This is a genomic window from Aeromonas sp. 603607 (assembly GCF_049171595.1).
In the GTDB taxonomy this organism is placed as follows: domain Bacteria; phylum Pseudomonadota; class Gammaproteobacteria; order Enterobacterales; family Aeromonadaceae; genus Aeromonas; species Aeromonas veronii.
The window spans coordinates 15,147-35,079 of sequence record NZ_JAAKOV010000028.1; the positions used below are offsets into that span (position 1 = coordinate 15,147).

Genomic DNA, 19,933 nt, shown 5'->3' on the forward strand with positions numbered 1-19,933 from the left:
TATTTGCGCAGTCATTACTAGTATCAGCGGCCGTTCAGGCGGTTTGAGAACTAGAAATGACTTTAAAATCAATAGACTGGGAGTATCTATCCCGGCAGGAGCGCTATTGCGCAAAATCCATGGCCCGCTTCCTCTATCCCGAGGGGTGCGAGCGCCAAACCTTCAATCGCGGCAAGTTTGTGCTGCGCAGCCTGCTCTATCGCAAGTCGTTGAGCCGGGTCTTCAGCCTGTTTCAGTGCGACTCGCTCAAGGCGCTTCCAGCTGTTTATCCCGAGCTGCTCGACAAGCCGATGCGTCCCTATCGCTTCGCCTGTGCCAGCGCCCGTCAACGGGCCGAGATGCTGGAAAATCACTATCGGTTGCTGCTGGAGTGCTACCCCCAGCTGATTGATCCCCTCTATCTGGGCGAGGGGATCGAGTTGGGGCACTATCCCCAGAGTGGCTGCCGCCTTCTGCTGCGCCATGATGGCACCTTCCGCCGCGAGGCCGAGCTGGCGCTCTCCATCGTCAACGGCGAGGGGCAGCGCCTCTACAGCTGCGCCTTTTCGCTGGCGGGTAGCGTCGATCATTTGATTCTGATGATCGGCTCCATGCAGGGGCCGGAGCCTGCGGTCGAGAATGCCCAGGATCGGGTGCGCGAGCTGACCAAAGAGGGACACGGCCTGCGGCCCAAATCCCTGCTGGTGCAGCTGGTGCTGCAACTGGCGCAGAGCATGGGGGCGGCGGAGGTGCTGGCGGTGCGCAAGCGTGCCCACGTGTTTCAGGCTAGGCGCTACAGCAGCAAGCAAAAAGCCAACCTGCAGGCCGATTATGACGAGCTGTGGCAGGAGTTCGACGCCCGGGATGTGGATGCCAACTTTGTCGCCCTGCAAACCCAGCCGCGCAAGCCGCTGGAGGAGATTGCCTCCAGGAAGCGGGCCATGTATCGGCGCCGCTACGAGTGGCTCGATCTGCTGGTTCAGGAGATGAACGAGCGGTTCGCCCGTCAGTAACCGGCAAGCAGGCTGACCTCTCCATAACGAGACAGATACAACAAGGGCTACCCGCGGGTAGCCCTTGTTGTATCTGCCATCAGGGGGGGGGATTAGCGCTGTTGCTGTTTGGCTGCGATGGCCTGGGCCACTACCGGGTCGACAAACTGGCGGATGTCGCCACCGTGCAGCGCCACCTCCTTCACCAGAGTGGAGGAAATAAAGGAGTTCTCCTCGGCCGGGGTGAGGAAGACGCTCTCAAGCGTGGGCATCAGGCGGCGGTTCATGTTGGCCAGCTGGAACTCGTACTCGAAGTCGGAGACGGCGCGCAGGCCGCGGATAAGCACGTTAGCCTGATGCTCTTTGGCGAAATCGACCAGCAGGCCGGAGAAGCCCACCACCTTGACGTTGGGAAGCGAGCTGGTCACTTGCTGGACAAGCTGGACACGTTCTGCCAGATCGAACAGAGGTCGCTTGCTCGGGCTGTTGGCGACCCCGACCACCACCTCGTCAAACAGCTTGGCGGCGCGGCCGATGAGATCGGCGTGGCCATTGGTAACGGGATCAAAAGTCCCGGGATAAATTACCCTGGTAGTCATCTTTGCGGTCCTGCAACCTGGAAATTTGGTCGCATTATAAGGTCGTCGCTTGAGAATAGCAGTGCATCAGGCAAGAATACGCCATCGCGCATCAAGCCTCCCTGCATTGGTGACAGGGAGCAAAGGGATTTTTTATGAAACGTATTCTGGTCGTTCGCAATGACAAGATTGGTGACTTCATGCTGGCGTGGCCTAGCTTCGCCATGCTCAAAGGCTCCATGGAGTGTCATGTGACTGCCCTGGTTCCGGCCTACACGGCGCCGCTGGCCCGGCTCTGCCCCTGGATTGACGAGGTGATCATCGATCCGGGCGTGCGGGCCGACAAGGAGCAACAGCGAGCGCTGCTGGCGCGGATCAAGGCGGCGGCGTTCGACGCGTCCATCTGCCTCTTCTCCAACTCCCGCAACGCCATGCTGGTGTGGAAGGCGCACATCCCTTACCGACTGGCCCCGGCGACCAAGCTGGCGCAGGTGCTCTACAACCAACGTCTGGTGCAACGCCGCTCCCGCTCCCAGAAGCCGGAGTCCGAGTACAATCTGGAGCTGATCCGTCGCTTCCTGACCGACCATCAGGTCGCCGTGGTGGAGCCCAAGACCCCCTTCCTCAGTTTCGATGAGGCGAGCCTGCAGCAGGTGCGCGAGCAGCTGGCACTCAAGCTCAAGCTCGATGCCAGCCGCCCCTGGCTGATGGTGCATGCCGGTAGCGGCGGTTCGGCCAACAACCTCTCCATCGAGCAGTATGCCCGTATCATCATCAAGCTCAATCAGGCCTGCCCCGAGCTGCAGTGCGTGCTGACCGCAGGCCCGGGCGAGGAGAAGATGGCCGAACAGCTGGCGGCCGAGTTGCTGGCCCACGGTGGCAACGGCTGGATCTATCGCTCCAGCGATGGTCTGCCGATGTTCTGTCAGGTGTTGGCTAACGCCGCCCTGTTCGTTGCAGGCAGTACTGGCCCGCTCCATATCGCCGGCGCGCTCGATGTGCCGACCATCGGTTTCTTCCCGATGCGCCGCTCCGCCACTCCGCTGCGCTGGAAGCCCCTCAACAGCGAAGGGCGTCACCTCGCCTTCAGCCCGCCGGAGGATAGCGACCATCCTGAGGATATGAGCCAGCTCGATCCCAAGACCATGGTGCCGGTGATGGCCCGCTGGGCGGCGCCTTTCTGGCGAAAATAACGTATGCAGCAATGCAAACAGGGCCCCGGGGGGCCCTGTTTCGTATGACGGTTATTCCGGCTGCTGCGGTTGCTGGCGCACCCAGAGGTCGGCGTATTTAACGAAGGTAGAGTGGGCGGAGAGGATCGCCAGCAGCAACCCCTGCTTGCCATCGAGGAAGCCCGCTTTGAGCAGGTACATCTTGAGGAAGCAGCCAACAGCATGGATCAGCCCCTGACTGAGGGAGCCCTTCTTGCCGCGGGCGGTGCGCTGATCGGCCCAGGCACGGGCATAACCGGCGGATTTCACCAGATAGTGCTCCAGATCCCGATAGGTGAAGTGGAGCAGGTCACCATGAATGTTGACGATCTTCATGTTGGCCCGTACTTCCACCTTTTCGTGCACCAGCGCCTCGTTGTAGCTGGTGAGTGCCTTGGGATAGAGGCGCAGCACCCGATCCGGATACCAGCCACTGTGGCGGATAAAGCGGCCAAACACCCAGGAGAGGCGCGGGATCGAGTAGATGGTATCGCTGGCCGGATTGGCCATCACGTTGGCGATGGCGGTTTTCAGCTCGGGAGTGAGCCGCTCGTCGGCATCCAGCCACAGCACCCAGTCGGACTGCACGTGGGACTGGGCCAGTCGGCGCTGTTTGCCAAAGCCCGGCCACTTGGCATTGACGAAGAAGCGGGCGCCAAACTCGGCGGCAATGGCCGGGGTCTCGTCCTGACTGCCTGAGTCCAGAATGACGATCTCGTCCACCAGTCCGTCGAGGGAGGCGAGGCACTTGCGCAGGTTGTCGGCTTCATTCTTGACGATCAGAACGGCAGCCAGAGTCGGTTTTTTCACGAATGTGGGCTCACGGTTATTGCCCGGCTGGCGGGACATGCTCGAATTGGCGCCCATTCTAGCCTAAAAGCGTGGCCGGGGCATGACCCGGGTGGCGGCTGGCCGAGGCGACTACCAAGGATCTTCTGTTATTTATCCGACCATTCTTGGGGCATAATCTCGCCCAGTGATGATTAACCGCCGGGCCAGACCCGAGAGAAGACGCGTAATGAAAATATTGGTGATCGGCCCCTCCTGGGTCGGCGATATGGTGATGTCCCAGAGTCTCTACAAGGCGATCAAGGCCAACCATCCCGAGTGCGAGCTGCACGTGATGGCCCCTGCCTGGTGCTGCGCCCTGCTGGAGCGGATGCCGGAGGTGGACAAGGCGATCACCATGCCCCTTGGCCACGGTGACTTCAAGCTGGTGGCACGCCGCCGCCTCGGCAAGCAGCTGGCCGCCGAAAAATACGATCAGGCCATCGTCCAGCCCAACTCCATGAAGTCGGCGCTGATCCCCTGGTTTGCCCGCATTCCGGTCCGTACCGGCTGGAAGGGCGAGAGCCGCTACGGCCTGCTCAATGACCTGCGCAGCAACAAGTCCGCCTTCCCGCTGATGGTGGAGGGCTATCTGGCGCTCGCCTATCCCAAGGAGCAGATGAAGAGCCGGACCGATATTCCGACCATTCCGCATCCGGCGCTCCACGTCGATCTGATCAACCAGAGCAAGGCGCTGGAGCGGCTGGGGCTGGATCGCGCCCGCCCGGTGCTGGTGCTCTGCCCCGGTGCCGAGTTTGGCCCGGCCAAGCGCTGGCCTGAAGGGCACTATGCCGTGGTGGCCCAGCAGCATCTGGACGAGGGGTGGCAGGTGTGGATCTTCGGCTCCAACAAGGATGTGCCGGTGGCCAATACCATCCGGGATCGGGTCAATCTGCTGACTCGTCCCAACTGCCATGTGCTGGCGGGCAAGACCAGCCTGCACGAGGCGATCGATCTGATGGCGCTGGCCGGCCGGGTCATCTCCAACGACTCCGGCCTGATGCACATCGCCGCCGCCCTCAACCGGCCGCTGGTGGGCGTCTATGGCTCCACCTCGCCGCTCTACACCCCGCCGCTGGCGGATCGGGTCGAGATCGTTCACACCGACATCGAGTGCCGCCCCTGCTTCAAGCGCACCTGCAAGTTCGGTCATCTCAAGTGCCTGATCGACTTACCACCGGAGCAGGTGGTCGATGCCTGCAAGAAGCTGGAGCAGAGTCAGTAAGATGCCCTATCGTCTGCTCTACAACCTGCTGATCCACCTGGGATTGCCGCTGGCGCTGCTGGCCCTCTACAAGCCAAAGAAGGGCAAGCCAGGCTTTGGCGAGCGCTGGGCCGAGCATCTCGGGCGGTTGCCCGCCACCGGACAGGATGCACCGCTCTGGATCCATGCGGTGAGTGTGGGGGAGACGCTGGCCATCACGCCGCTCATTCGTGCCCTCAAGGTGGAGCGGCCCGATCTACAGATCCTGCTCACTACCACCACCCGCACCGGCGCCGATCAGGCTGCCAAGCTGGGGGATCTGGTGATCCATCGCTACGCGCCGCTCGACTACCCCTGGGCCATTGCGGCATTTCTCGACACCTTCAAGCCGCGCGCGCTCTGGGTGATGGAGACCGAGCTGTGGCCGAACTGGCTGGCCGCCTGCGAGAGGCGCCATTTGCCGGTGACCATCATCAACGCCCGCCTCTCCGAGCGATCCTGCCAGCGTTATGCCCGCTTCCACGGCGCCTTCGACGCCCTGAGCCGACCGCTGACCCATCTGCTCTGTCAGCATCAGGATGACGCCGACCGCTTTGCCCGCCTCGGTATCGAGCGTTCGCGGCTGGCGGTGACCGGCTCCATCAAGTTCGACATCCAGTTTGGTGACGAGGTGCAGGCCAAAGGTCGCGCCCTGCGCCAGCTGCTGGGCGCCGAGCGGCCGGTCTGGATCGCCGCCAGCACCCATCAAGGTGAGGACGAGCAGGTGCTGGCCGCCTTCGATCTGCTGCTCAAACGCCATCCCGATGCGCTGCTCATTCTGGTGCCGCGTCACCCCGAGCGGTTCGACCGGGTGGCCGAGCAGAGTGCCCCTTACGGCTGCGTGCGGCGCACTGATGGTGCTGCGGTGAGTGCGGAGGATAAGGTCTATCTCGGCGATACCATGGGCGAGCTGCCGCTGATGCTGGCGGCGGCCGATGTGGCCTTCGTCGGCGGCAGTCTGGTGAAGATCGGCGGTCACAACCTGCTGGAGCCGGCAGCCCTCGGCAAGCCCTGCCTGACCGGCCCCGCCTATTTCAACTTCAGCGATATCACTCGTCAGCTGGTGGCTCAGGGGGGCGCCGCCATCGTGGCCGATGCCGCCGAGCTGGGCGAGCAGGTGAGCCAGCTGTTTGCCGACGAGAGCACCCGCCGCGAGATGGGCGAGCAGGCCCGCGCCGTGGTGCTGCGCAATCAGGGAGCGCTGGCGCGTACCCTCTCGCACTGCCTCACTGCGCTGGAGAACGACTGAACCCATGATGAGCACCGCTCTGGCTCTCGATTTTCAACTGCAAAAGCGTCAAAGCAGCGGATCCCCGTTTCACACGTCATCAAAGAGGCAACCATGTTCAAGGCTCTGTTACTGGAAAACCAAGACGGCAAGACTGTTCCGACTCTGACCCGGCTGGCCGAGAGCCAGTTGCCGGAAGGTGAAGTGCGGGTAGCGGTCGCTTACAGCTCCATCAACTACAAGGACGGGCTGGCCATTACCGGCAAGGGCAAGATAGTGCGTCAGTGGCCGCTGGTGCCCGGCATCGACTTCGCCGGCACCGTGCTTGAGTCTGCCGACAGCCGCTATCAGCCCGGCGACAAGGTGGTGCTGACCGGTTGGGGTGTGGGCGAAGGGCACTGGGGCGGCATGGCCGAACAGGCGCGGGTCAAGGGGGACTGGCTGGTGCCGTTGCCCGCCGGGCTGGATGAACGGCAGGCCATGTGCATCGGTACCGCCGGTCTCACCGCCATGCTCTGCGTGCTGGCACTGGAAGAGGCGGGCATTACTCCCGAAAGCGGCGAGGTGCTGGTCACCGGCGCTGCTGGCGGCGTGGGCTCCACCTCGGTTGCCCTGCTGGCAGCCCTTGGCTATCAGGTGGCTGCGCTGACCGGTCGTCCCGAAGAGCAGGGCGCCATGCTCACTGCGTTGGGTGCCAGCCGCATCGTGCCGCGCAGCGAGCTGCTGGTGCCTGCCAAACCGCTGGAGAAGCAGCTGTGGGCCGGTGCCATCGACACCGTCGGCAGTCAGGTGCTGGCCAAACTGTTGGCTCAGATGAACTATGGCGGCGCCGTGGCAGCCTGTGGGTTGGCGGGCGGTTTCGATCTGCCGACCAGTGTGATGCCCTTCATCCTGCGCAATGTGCGGCTGCAGGGGGTCGATTCGGTGATGTGCCCGTTTGAACGTCGTCAACTGGCGTGGCAGCGACTGGCACGGGATCTGCCCGCCAGCTTCTTTGAACAGGCGGTCACCGAGATTGGGCTGGAGCAGGTAGTGGAGGCCGCCGAGGCCATCACGCAAGGCCAGATCGCAGGTCGCACCTTGGTCAAACTTTGAACTCTCTCTGACTGGCGAGCCCGACAATTCCGGATAAAATTGGAGTGCGGGTGAACTATCCAAGGAGAGTGAAGATGGGTGGACACAAGCCGGATTACGACTCCTCTGATGATGATTGGGAGCCGGATTCCTGGGAAGAAGAGCTGGATCAGTGGGAAGATGAAAGCTGGCAGGATGATGACACTTTCGATGACCAGTGAACCACGGCATTGAACGAACAGGCGGGCTTTGGGCCCGCCTGATTTTTTTGCCGCGCTCACATGGCTGAGCGTTCGCCCTTGGTCAGGGGCGGGCCGCTGGGTAGAATGAACTGCCCAAATGACGCTCAAGGATGACTATGCGACTCACCATCATATTGTTGGCTGCCCTGCTGGGTGGCTGTGTCTCCAACGATGATCCCTGCGAGAAGGTGTGGAGTGAGGTGGGGGAGGCGGATGGCAAGCTGGGCTTCACCACCGAGCGGATCGAGTTCCATCAGGGGCAATGTGGCAAGAAGGTGGATCCTGAACTGTGGAAGCAGGGACATCAGAAGGGATTGGCATGGTATTGCCGCCCAGAGCACCTCTATCTGGCTGGCCGCTCAGGCGAGGAGTATCGCGGCGTTTGCCCGAATGATACCCAGGCACGCAGATTGTTCGAACAGGGGCGTCAGGGGTGGACCGATCAATAACGCCCTGACCGTGAGGGGTTACTCCTCTTTCAAGCGGAGTGGCAGGCAGAGGTAACCCTTGTCATTGGCGCTGCGGGCGCACTTGCCGCAGACGAATTTCGGCTTGCGAACAATTTTGCGCAACGCTTTGAGATCAGTGGGGATCTCGTGGCGACGCCACTCACACAGGGTCTTGCTGCCCATAACGACTACCTCTAAGACTCGACGGCCGTATTGTAATCGATTTTCATTTCGAGTGAATCGGTAAAGCTCGCTTATTGGCCGCTATGCCAATAAGCGATTGTTTCGGGAGGGATTACTGGTAGAGGAACTTGGTGAAGATAAGCTCGCGCACCGCTTTCTTGCCAGTCTCTTTGACCAGCAGTTCGTTGACCTTGGTTTCGCACTCCTTGCGCAACTCTTCACGGCTGACCAGGGATTTGATCTGCTCGGCGCTCTTGCTGCCCATCAAACGAATGATGGTATCTCGGATCAGCGGGTCATGCTGCTCCAGCAGCTTGAGGTCGGCTTCGTTTTCCGCCATTAGCTCCACCGTGACTCGGACATAACCGAGGGTTTTGCCGTTGCTCAGGTAGTTGGTGATGATGTCGGGGTCGAGCGCGTGGTAGGAAAAGCCCGGCTTGGCGGCTGCGGCTGCTTCTTCTCCCTCTGCGGGCGGCTCTTCTTCGGATGAGGCTTGTACATGCAGCGCACCACAGCTCAGTAACAACACCAGCAGAATTTTGAATATCTTCATATAGATGGCTCATCAGCAAGAGATAACCCATTTTTGATGTTGCCATCGGGGCCGTCAAGCACGGATGTTCTTACATTTCGCTATTGATTTACGGATAATAAACCGGATTTTAACCTGAACACGGAAATCTCTGGATGGTGAAGCTGTGAAGTCCGAGTTGACTGTTCCCCTCACGCCGTTAAGCGGGTGGCTGGCCCCCGAATGTTGCGAATTGCCCGCCAGCTTGCGCCCCTGGCTGCTGGAGCCCGGCTCCATGACCCGGCGTCTGCGTCAGCACAATCGCCACTTTTCGGTGGAGTGGCTGGGCAATCACCCGGTCGCCCTTACTGCCGATGAGCAGTGGCTGGTGGATTCGGCCTCGCCGGCCGGTACCTGCCGCGAGGTGATCCTGCACGGGGATCGTGGGCCCGCCGTGCTGGGCTGGACCCTGTTTGCCGATGACGCATTGCAAGGGAGCGGCATTGCCGAGCTTGGCGAGCAGCCGCTGGGTGAGCGGGTATTTGGCCATGAGCCTGCCCGCCGCGATTATCTGCAGCTGGCCCGTTTCGATATTGCCGCCAATCCCCGTTGCCCGGCCGCCACTGTCTGGGGGCGTCGTTCCCGTCTGTTTCTGGGGCAGTGGCCACTGCTGGTGCACGAGCTGTTTCTGCCCTCTCTCGTCTGTGACAAGGAGTTGGAGTGAATCTGTTAACCAAGGAGCGGGGACTTGCCTATATGCAGTTGGCCCGCGTCGACAAACCCATAGGCACTCTGCTGCTGCTGTGGCCAACCCTGTGGGCGCTCTGGCTGGCCGCTGGTGGCCTGCCCAATCTCTGGGTGCTGACCGTGTTTGTGGTCGGCGTCTTTCTGATGCGCTCGGCAGGGTGCGTGATCAACGACTATGCGGATCGCAACTTCGACGGCCATGTCAAACGCACCGCTGGTCGCCCCTTGCCCACGGGCAGAGTCAAGCCGTGGGAGGTGTTGGCGCTCTTCTTCGTGCTGGCGCTTATTTCGTTTGGTCTGGTGCTGACCATGAATCCGCTCACCATCGGCCTGTCGTTTGTCGCCCTGCTGCTGGCGGTGAGCTACCCCTTCATGAAGCGCTTTATCTCGAACCCCCAGCTGGTGCTCGGGATGGCCTTCTCCTGGTCGATCCCGATGGCCTATGCGGCCCAGGCGGATGCCCTGCCGCTGGTGGCCTGGCTGCTCTTCTTCGCCAACCTGCTCTGGACCGTGGCTTACGACACCCAGTACGCCATGGTGGATCGGGATGACGACCTCAAGATCGGCCTCAAATCCAGCGCCATCCTGTTTGGTCGTTACGACAAACGGATCATCGGCGCATTGCAACTATCGACGCTGCTGCTGTTGCTGGCGGTCGGGCAACTGATGACGCTGGGGGGCTGGTATTACTGGGGATTGCTGGGGGCGGCGGTGCTGTTTGTCTATCAGCAGCGGCTCATTCGCGAGCGGCAGCGGGAAGCCTGCTTCCAGGCGTTTCTCAACAACAACTATGTGGGGGCGCTGGTGTTTGCCGGTCTGGTGCTTGACTACCTGCTGGCGTGACATGTTCCCGCGCAGACTCCGATAAAAATGAAGGCCGCATCATGCGGCCTTCTTTGTTTGCGTTGCAGATTAGAGCTGATTGCCTGCCTGAATGGTGCGGCGGATCTTGTTGCTCAGCAGCGGCACTATGTTGTCTGCCAGCGCCTGGAAGCGGCCGAGATCCGGCTTGCACTCGGGGGAGAGGTAGCCCTCCTTGCGCAAGGTGTGGATCAGGGTGCTGAACAGCTTCTGGTCGAAGAACTCGGGGGCGTTGATGCCGTGCAGGGTGCCGAGGCGCTCTGCCATCATCAGGCCATCCGCCTCCAGCTGCTCCGCCTCGATATGGGGCTGGGCCAGCACCCGGGTCAGCACGATGGCGTAGCGTTGCAGGGTCTCCTGAATGCTCTCCGCCAGCAGCAGCAGGCGCATCTGGTTGGCCGGATTGACCCAGTAGCCGTCATCGCGGGTCTCGATCAGTTGCTGGGTCTGCAGCGCGTCGAGCAGGCTGTCGACCAGCGCCGGCAGCTCCTCCTCTTCATAACGCAGGAACAGCTCGGTCTTGAGCAGCGGATAGATGTCGATGCAACGGGCCATGATCTCGCTGCGGGAGATCCCTTCGCACCGTTCGATCAATGCCGCCACCAGAGAGGGCATGGCGAACAGGTGGAGGATGTTGTTGCGGTAGTAGGTCAGCAGGATCGCCTGATAGCGGTCCAGACTGATGATCTGCCCCAGTTTGTCCTCGCTCACCTCGAACTTGTTGAGCTCCATCGCCTGATCCAGCAGGGTCTTGGCATCCTCATCCGGAATGGTGCTCTGCGGGCTGTAGGGCACCGCCTTGAGCAGATCCAGATAGGTGTTGAGCTGGGCCTGCAACTCGTCGCGGGTCAGGGCGTGGCGCTCGGCGGCCAGCAGCGCCAGCGCACTCAGGGTCAGGCCGTTGACCGCGGCAGCGCCGTTGATGCGGGTCATCAGCAGTTCGGCCAGATTGTTGACGGTGCCCGCCATCCACTCCGGACGCTCCTCTTCCCCGATGTGCTTTTTCCAGTCGGGAATATGTTCGCTCAGGTAGCTGTTGAGGGTCAGCGGTTCGCCGAAGTTGACGAAGCCACGGCCGTAGTTACGCAGCTTGCGCAGGATGCCGAGCACCTGCAGGAAGCTCTCCTTCTCCTTGCGGCTCCCTTTGAGCTCGTTGTGGTAGGTGTTCACCTCCATCACGTGCTCGTAGCCCAGATAGACCGGCACTAGAGTGACCGGCCTGTCCAGCCCGCGCATCATTGCCTGCAGGGTCATCGCCAGCATGCCGGTCTTGGGCGGTAGCAGGCGACCGGTACGGGAGCGACCACCTTCGGTGAAGAACTCTACCGAGTAACCCTTGGCAAACAGCAGGTTGAGGTATTCCCGGAATACCGTGCTGTAGAGCGGGTTGCCCTTGAAGGTGCGGCGAATGAAGAAGGCACCGCCGTGGCGGAAAATCGGGCCCGCCGGCCAGAAGTTGAGGTTGATGCCTGCCGCGATATGGGGCGGCACCATCCCCTGGTGGTAGATGACGTAGGAGAGCAGCAGGTAGTCCATGTGGCTGCGGTGGCAGGGGACGTAGACGATCTCGTGCCCTTCCTGCGCCAACTGGCGTACCTTCTCGGCGCCATTGACCGACAAACCGCGGTAGAGCTTGTTCCACAGCCAGCCGAGGAAGCTCTCGCCCAGGCGGATTAGACGGTAAGAGAAGTTGGAGGCGATCTCGTCCATGTAGCCATGGGCGCGCTTTTGCGCCTTCTCGAGGCTGATCCCCTCGCGCTGGGCCTCCTCTTCAATCGCCTGCTGGATCACCGCGGAGTCGAGCAACTGCTTGAACAGCAGGTTGCGGTTCGGCAGTTTCGGGCCGGTGGCAGCCAGCTGCTGGCGGCTGAAGTGGGTACGGGCCACTCGTGCCAGCTTGTGGGCGATGGCCTCGTCGGTGCCGTGCTTGTCGGCCATGTAGCGCAGGGAGAGCGGCGGCGAGAAGCGCACCAGATTCTCGCGACCCTTGAGGATCACGATAAGCGCCTTCTTCAGCCGGTTCGGCGCCAGGCTGCTGATGATGTTGAGGCCGGAGGCTTCTTCCCCTTCCCGACCCGGAGCGCGGCCCCAGAACAGGGTGACGGGCACTACCTGGATATCCAGCTCGGGATCCTGCTTGTGCAGATCCAGCAGCTGGTGGAACTCCTGCAGGAAGGGGAGCGGTTTGCTGCGTTTGCCAAACAGGGGAGGCGGACGATCCAGACAGACATAGCGCGGCAGCAGCTGGCCATTCAGTTCCAGCGGCGTGAAGGGACCGGGCAGACCGAGATCCTCGCAGCACTGCTGCAAGGTCATCAGGTCGGTGATCGAACTGGTTTTCAGGGCATAGACGATGGGTCTGGCCGGATCCAGATTGAGTTCTGTGATGGGATTTTCCGGCAGGCTCTTGTGATTGACCAAGCCGCTGACCGGCCATTGCAAGATGGCTCTGGAAATCTTCTGTCCTAGGGACATGTGCGTCTGCTCTCCAAAAAAATGCGGCGTGAGCATAGCAAATCGACAGCCCCTTGTCGCCGAGAGGTACGATGAGTCGGCTGCGCAGGATCAAAACAGCAGTAAATGAGGGGTTGGTTGCGACAAATGTCAGCTGCGCCTTGCCTTGGCCACTGCACTGTATATACTGCCAGTGTGCTGTATAAAAAGACAGGTGCCAATTCTATGAAACCCCTTACCCCCCGCCAGGCCGAAGTGCTGGAGCTGATCAAGGTGAACATGAGCGAGACCGGTATGCCGCCGACTCGTGCCGAGATTGCCCAGAAGCTTGGTTTCAAGTCGGCCAATGCGGCCGAAGAACATCTGAAGGCCCTGGCCAAAAAAGGGGTCATCGAGATCATGCCGGGCACGTCCCGCGGCATTCGCCTGTTGCTCGAAGAGGAAGAGGTGCTGGAAGAGAGCGGCCTGCCGCTCATCGGCAAGGTCGCTGCCGGTGAACCTATCCTGGCTCAGGAGCATATCGAAAGCCACTATCAGGTTGATCCCGCCCTGTTCCATCCGCGCGCAGATTTTCTGCTGCGGGTACAGGGGATGAGCATGAAGAACATCGGCATTCTGGATGGCGATCTGCTGGCGGTGCACAAGACCCAGGAGGTGCGCAACGGTCAGGTAGTGGTCGCCCGTCTCGATGAGGATGTCACCGTCAAGCGCTTCCAGCGCAAGGGCAGTCAGGTATGGCTGCTGCCGGAAAATGAAGAGCTCTCCCCCATCGAGGTGGATCTCTCCTGCCAGCAGCTCACCATCGAAGGGCTGGCGGTCGGAGTAATCCGCAACGCCGACTGGATGTAATCATCCCCGCCAACTGCGTTTGCCACACGGCCTCCTTCGGGAGGCCGTGCTGTTTCTGGTGCACTTTCCCTGTCATATCAAACAGATCATCGGCGGCGGCATTTTTGTCCTGTGCGACCGGCTACCAATCATCCATTTCAGATATATGCTCAGATCAGTGCCCTGTCGCCGAGACTGGGCTTGGCACCTCCCTCTGACCATCACAATGCGTCGGTACGGGAGGGCCGGTAACAACGAGAATCGGGCAGTACACCTTCACGGGATATGAAGGGGGAGTGGGGAGATCCCGAACCTTGTCAGGCAAAGGGGACCACTCGTAATGGTTGCAGATAGTCGTGACGGGCCTGTTCCCAGTTCAGGCCGACGAAGCAACATGACCTGTCGGTCAAGGAGGACTGGTATGGCATCAAGATCGCCATGGGATTCAGAGGCTGGGGCTGCGCCAGCGGAATCGTCAATCACCCGTTTCGTCAAAGGTAGCCGGATGACCTGGTTTTACGGTCTCTGGCTGCACCATCGTGGTTCGCACTGGACGCTCTGGCTGGGATGCCCGAAAGAGAAGGTGGTGCGTCTGGTATTGCTGTTCAAGCGTGGTCATGGCGATCGCCAGGGGGAAGAGGGCTGGCTGGCCCCCGTGATTCCCATCGGCGTGCGGGCCATCGGCAAGATGTTGCAGCAGGGACGCAACGCTCGCCCCTGAGCAGAAGAGACAAACAAATCCATCCATAACCGGCACCCGAGGGGGCCGGTTTTTTTATGGCCGCAACTGGCGATTAATTATGCCAAATGGTCGACTCCTGACAGGGCGTTGCACAAGGTTGAACCACCTTGGCGGCTCGCTGGGGTACAATGCCCCCTCTTGTCCGGTCACTGCTGGCCATCTGCCTCGAACTGAAAGGGTCTCTTGTTATGATGAAGCTCCGCTATCCCTTGCTCTTTCTGCTGCTGACAGCCTGCCTGATCCTGGTGTTCTACGCCACGCAGCCAGAGCAGCCGGAACAGGCCGATTATTATCCGGCGGGGCGGGACATCAATGATTTCGCCTTTACCGATGCGGACAACCAGCCGTTCACTCCTGCCAACCTTAAGGGGCACTGGACCTTCCTGTTTGTCGGTTACACCTTCTGCCCCGATATTTGCCCCACCACCCTGGCAGATATGCGTTCCGTCTATGACCAACTGAAGAAGATGGCGCCCGACAGTCAGGTGGTGTTTATCTCGGCGGATCCCCAGCGTGATGATATTCCACGTCTCAAGACCTATACCGCCTTCTTCAATCCCGAGTTCAAGGCGGCCACTGCCCCCCACGACAAGCTGTTCCCGTTCGTGCGCAATCTGGGGCTGATCTACTCCATCGCCAATCAGGGGGAGAAGGATTACCTGATCGATCACTCCGCCTCCATCGTGCTCATCAATCCCAAGGGCAAGCTGCAGGCGGTATTCCGCCCGCAGGTGGCGCCGGGTCAGGTACCACGGGTGCAGATGGCCACCATGCTCTCTGACTTCGCCCGCATCCTGAAGCTGACAGGCCACTGAGCGTGACCCCAGCTGTTGCCTCCTGGTGGCGAGATCCCTCTCGCCACCGCGCCGTCTTTGCGCTCGCTCTGCCCATGGTTTTTTCCAATATCACCACCCCCTTGCTGGGGCTGGTGGACACCTGGGTGATCGGTCATCTCGGTCAGGCCTGGTTTCTGGGGGGCGTCTCGGTCGGTGCGACCCTGATCAACCTCATCTTCTGGCTGCTCGGCTTTTTGCGGATGTCGACCACCGGGCTGACGGCGCAGGCGCACGGCGCCGCCGATGGTCGTGCCCAGCTCGATACCCTGCTGCGGGCGCTGGGGCTGGCCATTGCTCTTGGCCTGGCGCTGCTGTTGTTGCTCTTCCCCCTGTTGCCACGACTGATCGCCCTGAGTGGCGGCTCGCCCGAGGTGCAGCTCTATGCGGGCCAATATGTGGCGGTGCGGATCTGGAGCGCTCCGGCGGCGCTCTGCAATCTGGTGGTCATGGGCTGGCTGTTGGGGATGCAGGATGCCCGCAGCCCCATGGTGATGTTGATCCTCACCAATCTGGTCAACATGGCGCTCGATGCCCTGTTTGTGCTGGGGCTCGGCTGGCAGGTGCGGGGTGTGGCGGCGGCCTCGGTCATGGCGGACTACTGCGCGCTGGCAGTCGGTATCTGGCTGGTACGCCGTCAGCTGCGGCAACTGGCGCCGACGGTGTGGCAGGATGGTTGGCAGCGCTGGCGGCAGCTTGCGCCCATGGTGCGGCTGCTCGGTCTCAACCGCGATATCTTCCTGCGCTCCCTCTGTTTGCAGCTCTGCTTCGCCTTCATGACTCTGCAAGGGGCGCGGCTGGGGGATGTGGCGGTGGCCGCCAATGCGGTGCTGCTCAACTTCCTGATGCTCATCTCCTATGGGCTCGATGGTTTTGCCTATGCGGTGGAGGCCATGGTAGGGCGAGCCATCGGTCAGCGGGATCGGCAGAAACTGCGGGAGGCCATCGTGCTCAATCTGGGCTGGGCCGCCCTCATTGCCAGTGGTTTTACCCTGGTGTTTGCCCTCTTTGGTGCCCAACTTATCGGCTATATCACCGACATTCCGGCCGTGGTGGCGGAGGCAAATCATCAGCTTCCCTGGCTGATCGCCATGCCCTTGTTGGCGGTCTGGTGTTTCCTGCTGGATGGTGTCTTTATCGGGGCGACCCGGGCGAAGGAGATGCGCAACAGCATGTTGCTGGCCGCGTTTGGCGGCTTCTTCCCGATCTGGTGGCTCTGTCAGTCGTGGGGCGTAGCCGCGTTATGGGCGGCGATGGCGGCGCTGATGGTGGGGCGCGGTCTGTCTCTGGGGGTCACTTGCTGGCGGCTGGAGCGCAGCGGGCATCTGCTCGACGCCCGCCACTGATCATCGGTGGCGCTTACATGGCGCCGTCGTAGCCGAGCTGGCGCCAGCTCTCGTAGACGAACACAGACACCGCGTTGGAGAGGTTCATGCTGCGGCTCTGGGGCACCATAGGGATGCGTAGCCGCTGCTCGAATGGCAGGCTCTCGATGATCTCGATGGGCAGGCCGCGACTCTCCGGGCCAAACAGCAGGGCATCGCCAAGGGCATATTGTGCTGCCGAGTGCGCGGTGCGGCCCTTGGTGGTGCAGGCAAACACCCGCTTGGGTGCCACGGCAGCAAGAAAAGCCTCATAGCTTGGCCAGCGCTTCACCTCGGCAAATTCGTGATAGTCGAGTCCCGCCCGCTTTACCCGCTTGTCATCCCACTCAAATCCCAGCGGCTCGATCAGATGGAGCCGGTAACCGGTATTGGCGCAAAGCCGGATGATATTGCCGGTGTTGGGCGGAATTTCCGGCTGGTAGAGGACGATATCGAGCATGACGAGCTCCTGCAAAGAGATGTAAAGCCAAGAAGGGGCGCCAGCATACCCAGCGCCCGTCCGGATGAAAAGGATCAGGCGATGGGCAAGCGGATGGTGATGGTCAGCCCGGTCGGGTGATTGTTGCTGGCCGCAATGGTACCGCCGTGGCGCTGGATCGCCTCCGAGGCGATCGCCAGCCCCAGCCCGGTGCCGCCAGTCTTGGCGTTGCGGGCATCATCGACCCGGAAGAAGGGCTGGAACAGCAGCGCCTGCTGCTCGTCAGGCACCCCGGGGCCGTCATCCCGAATGGTCATCACCCACTCCAGTCCCTCCCGATACCAGTCCACCTTGATGAACTCGCGGGCATATTTGAGGGCGTTGCGCAGGGGGTTCTCCACCGCCCGGGCCAACAGCTCGGGCCACATCTGGATCGACTCTGCGGGCAGTGGCGGCAGTCTGAGCTGTTTGCCGCTCTGGTTTGCCTCGAACATGGCATCTTCGAGGATGGGCTCCAGCAGGTCGGCCAGCGGCTGTACCACCGGTGCCTCCACATGCTGCTGCACCCGCGACAGATCCAGCAGATCGCCGATCAGCTTGTCCAGCCGTCCGATCTCCGATTCGATCCGCGCCAGCTCGGCGCTGTCACCCTGCTTGCGGCGGATCAGCGCCTGCGCCAGTTGCATCCGGGTGAGGGGGCTGCGCAGCTCGTGGGAGATATCGGAAAGCAGCTGTTTCTGCTTCTGGATCATGCTCTTGAGTGTCTCCACCATGCGGCTGACGTTATCCGCCAGCTGGCCGATCTCGTCGCCCCGTCCCAGGTTGGGGATCTGTACCTCCAGATTGCCAGCCGCCAGTTGGGAGACCGACTTCTGCAACTGCAGGATGGGGCGGGTCAGCCGCCAGGCGAGCAGCAGGCAGAGCGGGGTGCTGACCAGCATCGAGATGCCCAGAATGCGGATCGGGTGATCCAGCACCTGTATGAACAGGAACAGGTAGGGGTTCTCGGCATTGAGGCCGAAATAGACGTGATAGCGATGGCCGCGGTGCTCCATCAGGAAGGGACCAGCGATCGCCTTGCGATCCTCGTTGCCCAGCATGGGTTTGGCCGGGTCATCGGCGTCCACCATAAAGCGCACCACAAACTTGCGCGGATGGGTGGTGGACTGGATCTGCCCCCTCTCGTCGCGCAGGTAGACATTGTCCACCGGGAGCATGGCGATCTTGTCCATCGTTTTGGCCAGATCGAAATCCTGATTCGGATCGGCAGCGTTGAGCAGGGCCTGCACATTTTTCTGCATTCGCACCGCCTCATGGGTCGGCAGCGGGATCTGGTTGCGAGGATCCAGAGTGGGCAGGCTGATCACGGCGGCCAGCATCACCAGCAGCATGAACCAGAACCAGAGGAAGATGTGGGTCGATATGCCGTTGAGGGAGCTGGTACTCTTTATTCTTGCTCTAGCCACAGGTAACCGCGCCCCCGTACGGTTTTGAAGCGGGGCTGGCCATCACTGCGGTCCGGCAGCTTCTTGCGCAGGTTGCTCAGGTGCATGTCGATGGCCCGATCGAAGGGCTCCAGCTTCTTGCCAAGCACCTGTTCGGAGAGGTGGCTCTTGCTGACAATCTGGCCGGGATTGCGCAGCAGGCACTCCAGCAGCCCGAATTCGGTGGCGGTCAGCTCCAGCAGTTGTACGCCGCAGCGGGCCTGCTGCAGGCCGGGTTGCAGCACGATATCCATGAAGTGCACTTCGTCGGAGGAGCTGCCACGCTGGGGCGGGGCACTCTGGGTACGGCGCAGGATGGCGCGAACCCGGGCCAGCAGCTCCCGATCGTCGAACGGCTTGGCCAGATAGTCGTCGGCACCCGCTTCCAGACCGTTAACCCGATCCTGGCTGTCGCCACGAGCGGTCAACATCAGCACCGGGGTTTCATGGGTCTTGCGCAGCTTGGTCAGCATGGCAAAGCCGTTGAGTTTGGGCATCATCACGTCCAGCAGCACCAGATCGAAGCCCTGCTCCGCCAGCCGTTGCAGCCCCTCTTCACCATCCTCGGCGACCGTGACCTGAAATCCTTCCAGGGTCAGAATTTCGGTGAGCAGCTGGGTCAATTCAAGATCGTCGTCGACTAGGAGTATTCTGTTCATCGGGTGTTATTCCGCAGATTTTCGCGCCAAACTGACGCCGGGGTCAGGGTATAATAAGTTTTTCATCGCCAGAGGAAAGCCGGTTTTGAGCCATCAACAATATTCCCGTTGGGTTACCTTTGCCAGCATGGCGGCCGTCACGACTGCCACCCTGCTCATCATCGGCAAACTGATCGCCTGGCTGATGACCGACTCGTCGACCCTGCTGGCGTCGCTCACCGACTCTTTTATGGATGTGAGTGCCTCCATCATCAACCTGCTGGCCATTCGCTATGCGCTGGCCCCCGCCGATGATGAACACCGCTTCGGTCACGGCAAGGCGGAGTCTCTGGCGGGGCTGATCCAGTCGGCCTTTATCTCCGGTTCCGCATTGCTGCTGGTGATGCACGGCATCTCCTCCCTGCTCAAACAGGCACCTATTGAACGGTTAGAGGCGGGTCTCTGGGTTAGTGGCGGTTCCATTGTGCTGACCCTGCTGCTGGTCAGTTTCCAGAGTTTCGTTATTCGCAAGACCAACAGCGTGGCCATCAAGGCGGACATGTTGCACTACCGCTCCGATCTGCTGCTCAACGCCGGTGTCTTGCTGGCGCTGGTGCTGGCGGGGCAGGGGGGGTACTGGGCTGACGGCCTGTTTGCCATCCTGATCGGGTTGTTCCTGTTGTGGGGGGCGGGACATATCGGCTACGAGTCGGTGCAGGCCCTGCTCGATCGTCAGTTGCCAGCGGAAGAACAAGCGAGAATAATGGCCCTCTGCTGCGCCGTCGAAGGGGTACACGGCGTACATGACCTGCGCACCCGTCAATCCGGGCCGACCCGATTCGTACAGTTGCATCTGGAACTGGATGATCAGATCCCCCTGGTCAAGGCCCATCAGATCGCCGATGAAGCCGAACTGGCGGTTCGCCAGGCATTCGAGCGGATGGATGTCATCATCCACATGGACCCCATCTCGGTGCTGACAAAAGAACAACAGAGCCCTCACCCAGAACAACAGTAGGCTGCAA

Annotated in this window: 22 protein-coding genes; 14 read left to right on the forward strand and 8 right to left on the reverse strand. The window is 61.3% G+C overall.

The window, feature by feature from the left end; genetic code table 11:
- The first annotated feature begins 56 nt into the window (after positions 1-56).
- Positions 57-992 carry a VirK/YbjX family protein gene (locus tag G5315_RS19975; protein WP_421207236.1) on the forward strand — a complete coding sequence of 312 codons (936 nt, stop codon included), beginning with the start codon at positions 57-59 and terminating at the stop codon, positions 990-992.
- A gap of 92 nt (positions 993-1,084) precedes the next feature.
- Here G5315_RS19975 and coaD read toward each other — a convergent pair whose 3' ends face one another.
- Positions 1,085-1,570: a pantetheine-phosphate adenylyltransferase gene (gene coaD / locus G5315_RS19980; RefSeq protein ID WP_202006026.1), complete on the reverse strand. Its 486-nt coding sequence runs from the start codon at positions 1,568-1,570 to the stop codon at positions 1,085-1,087.
- A gap of 134 nt (positions 1,571-1,704) precedes the next feature.
- On the opposite strand from coaD, the gene G5315_RS19985 reads away from it, so the two are divergent.
- Positions 1,705-2,742: a glycosyltransferase family 9 protein gene (locus G5315_RS19985; protein WP_128834622.1), complete on the forward strand. Its 1,038-nt coding sequence runs from the start codon at positions 1,705-1,707 to the stop codon at positions 2,740-2,742.
- A gap of 51 nt (positions 2,743-2,793) precedes the next feature.
- Here G5315_RS19985 and G5315_RS19990 read toward each other — a convergent pair whose 3' ends face one another.
- The gene (locus G5315_RS19990) at positions 2,794-3,570 is read right to left on the reverse strand and encodes a glycosyltransferase family 2 protein (RefSeq protein WP_005339515.1); all 777 of its coding nucleotides are present in this window, start codon (positions 3,568-3,570) and stop codon (positions 2,794-2,796) included.
- Positions 3,571-3,778: 208 nt separating this feature from the next.
- Between G5315_RS19990 and waaF the strand changes: the two genes are divergently transcribed.
- The 5 genes from waaF to G5315_RS20015 all read left to right on the forward strand — a co-directional run bounded on the left by waaF (position 3,779) and on the right by G5315_RS20015 (position 7,824).
- Positions 3,779-4,813 (forward strand): lipopolysaccharide heptosyltransferase II, encoded by a 1,035-nt coding sequence (waaF, locus tag G5315_RS19995; protein ID WP_421333856.1) that lies wholly within the window; start codon positions 3,779-3,781, stop codon positions 4,811-4,813.
- A 1-nt stretch (position 4,814) separates the two neighbouring features.
- Positions 4,815-6,080 (forward strand): lipid IV(A) 3-deoxy-D-manno-octulosonic acid transferase, encoded by a 1,266-nt coding sequence (waaA, locus tag G5315_RS20000; protein ID WP_421333858.1) that lies wholly within the window; start codon positions 4,815-4,817, stop codon positions 6,078-6,080.
- Positions 6,081-6,173: 93 nt separating this feature from the next.
- Positions 6,174-7,154 (forward strand): MDR family oxidoreductase, encoded by a 981-nt coding sequence (locus tag G5315_RS20005; protein WP_111901316.1) that lies wholly within the window; start codon positions 6,174-6,176, stop codon positions 7,152-7,154.
- A gap of 74 nt (positions 7,155-7,228) precedes the next feature.
- Complete coding sequence (locus tag G5315_RS20010; RefSeq protein WP_005339521.1) at positions 7,229-7,354, forward strand: hypothetical protein; 126 nt, start codon at positions 7,229-7,231, stop codon at positions 7,352-7,354.
- A gap of 137 nt (positions 7,355-7,491) precedes the next feature.
- Complete coding sequence (locus tag G5315_RS20015) at positions 7,492-7,824, forward strand: DUF2799 domain-containing protein (RefSeq protein ID WP_040069401.1); 333 nt, start codon at positions 7,492-7,494, stop codon at positions 7,822-7,824.
- A gap of 18 nt (positions 7,825-7,842) precedes the next feature.
- Here G5315_RS20015 and G5315_RS20020 read toward each other — a convergent pair whose 3' ends face one another.
- Both G5315_RS20020 and G5315_RS20025 read right to left on the reverse strand, forming a co-directional pair.
- Positions 7,843-8,007: a hypothetical protein gene (locus G5315_RS20020; protein WP_216952372.1), complete on the reverse strand. Its 165-nt coding sequence runs from the start codon at positions 8,005-8,007 to the stop codon at positions 7,843-7,845.
- Between the two features lie 112 nt (positions 8,008-8,119).
- On the reverse strand, positions 8,120-8,560 hold the full coding sequence (locus tag G5315_RS20025; protein ID WP_216952370.1) for a flagellar basal body-associated FliL family protein: 441 nt from the start codon (positions 8,558-8,560) through the stop codon (positions 8,120-8,122).
- Positions 8,561-8,705: 145 nt separating this feature from the next.
- On the opposite strand from G5315_RS20025, the gene G5315_RS20030 reads away from it, so the two are divergent.
- Positions 8,706-9,242, forward strand: a complete 537-nt coding sequence (locus tag G5315_RS20030; RefSeq protein WP_139398996.1) for a chorismate--pyruvate lyase family protein — start codon at positions 8,706-8,708, stop codon at positions 9,240-9,242.
- Entirely contained in the window at positions 9,239-10,108 is an 870-nt protein-coding gene (ubiA, locus tag G5315_RS20035; protein ID WP_005339536.1) for a 4-hydroxybenzoate octaprenyltransferase, read from the forward strand. Before G5315_RS20030 ends, ubiA begins: the two co-directional genes overlap by 4 nt.
- A gap of 69 nt (positions 10,109-10,177) precedes the next feature.
- Here ubiA and plsB read toward each other — a convergent pair whose 3' ends face one another.
- On the reverse strand, positions 10,178-12,601 hold the full coding sequence (plsB, locus tag G5315_RS20040; RefSeq protein ID WP_019446525.1) for a glycerol-3-phosphate 1-O-acyltransferase PlsB: 2,424 nt from the start codon (positions 12,599-12,601) through the stop codon (positions 10,178-10,180).
- A 204-nt stretch (positions 12,602-12,805) separates the two neighbouring features.
- On the opposite strand from plsB, the gene lexA reads away from it, so the two are divergent.
- The 4 genes from lexA (at position 12,806) to dinF (ending at position 16,329) form a co-directional block, all read left to right on the forward strand.
- Positions 12,806-13,429, forward strand: coding sequence for a transcriptional repressor LexA (lexA, locus tag G5315_RS20045; RefSeq protein WP_005339540.1), 624 nt, complete (start codon positions 12,806-12,808; stop codon positions 13,427-13,429).
- A 484-nt stretch (positions 13,430-13,913) separates the two neighbouring features.
- A complete protein-coding gene (locus G5315_RS20050; protein ID WP_019446524.1) occupies positions 13,914-14,129 on the forward strand; it encodes a hypothetical protein in 216 nt (71 codons plus the stop codon).
- A 209-nt stretch (positions 14,130-14,338) separates the two neighbouring features.
- Positions 14,339-14,965: an SCO family protein gene (locus G5315_RS20055; RefSeq protein ID WP_005357419.1), complete on the forward strand. Its 627-nt coding sequence runs from the start codon at positions 14,339-14,341 to the stop codon at positions 14,963-14,965.
- A gap of 2 nt (positions 14,966-14,967) precedes the next feature.
- Positions 14,968-16,329: an MATE family efflux transporter DinF gene (dinF, locus tag G5315_RS20060; RefSeq protein ID WP_368194933.1), complete on the forward strand. Its 1,362-nt coding sequence runs from the start codon at positions 14,968-14,970 to the stop codon at positions 16,327-16,329.
- A 13-nt stretch (positions 16,330-16,342) separates the two neighbouring features.
- On the opposite strand, the gene trmL is transcribed toward dinF, so the two are convergent.
- From trmL to G5315_RS20075, 3 genes are all read right to left on the reverse strand, one after another.
- On the reverse strand, positions 16,343-16,807 hold the full coding sequence (gene trmL, locus G5315_RS20065; RefSeq protein WP_005339545.1) for a tRNA (uridine(34)/cytosine(34)/5-carboxymethylaminomethyluridine(34)-2'-O)-methyltransferase TrmL: 465 nt from the start codon (positions 16,805-16,807) through the stop codon (positions 16,343-16,345).
- Positions 16,808-16,881: 74 nt separating this feature from the next.
- Positions 16,882-18,252 (reverse strand): ATP-binding protein, encoded by a 1,371-nt coding sequence (locus tag G5315_RS20070; protein ID WP_421333861.1) that lies wholly within the window; start codon positions 18,250-18,252, stop codon positions 16,882-16,884.
- The gene (locus G5315_RS20075) at positions 18,234-18,929 is read right to left on the reverse strand and encodes a response regulator (protein WP_216952361.1); all 696 of its coding nucleotides are present in this window, start codon (positions 18,927-18,929) and stop codon (positions 18,234-18,236) included. Before G5315_RS20075 ends, G5315_RS20070 begins: the two co-directional genes overlap by 19 nt.
- A gap of 85 nt (positions 18,930-19,014) precedes the next feature.
- On the opposite strand from G5315_RS20075, the gene G5315_RS20080 reads away from it, so the two are divergent.
- Entirely contained in the window at positions 19,015-19,926 is a 912-nt protein-coding gene (locus G5315_RS20080) for a cation diffusion facilitator family transporter (protein ID WP_421333862.1), read from the forward strand.
- The last annotated feature ends 7 nt before the right edge of the window (positions 19,927-19,933 follow it).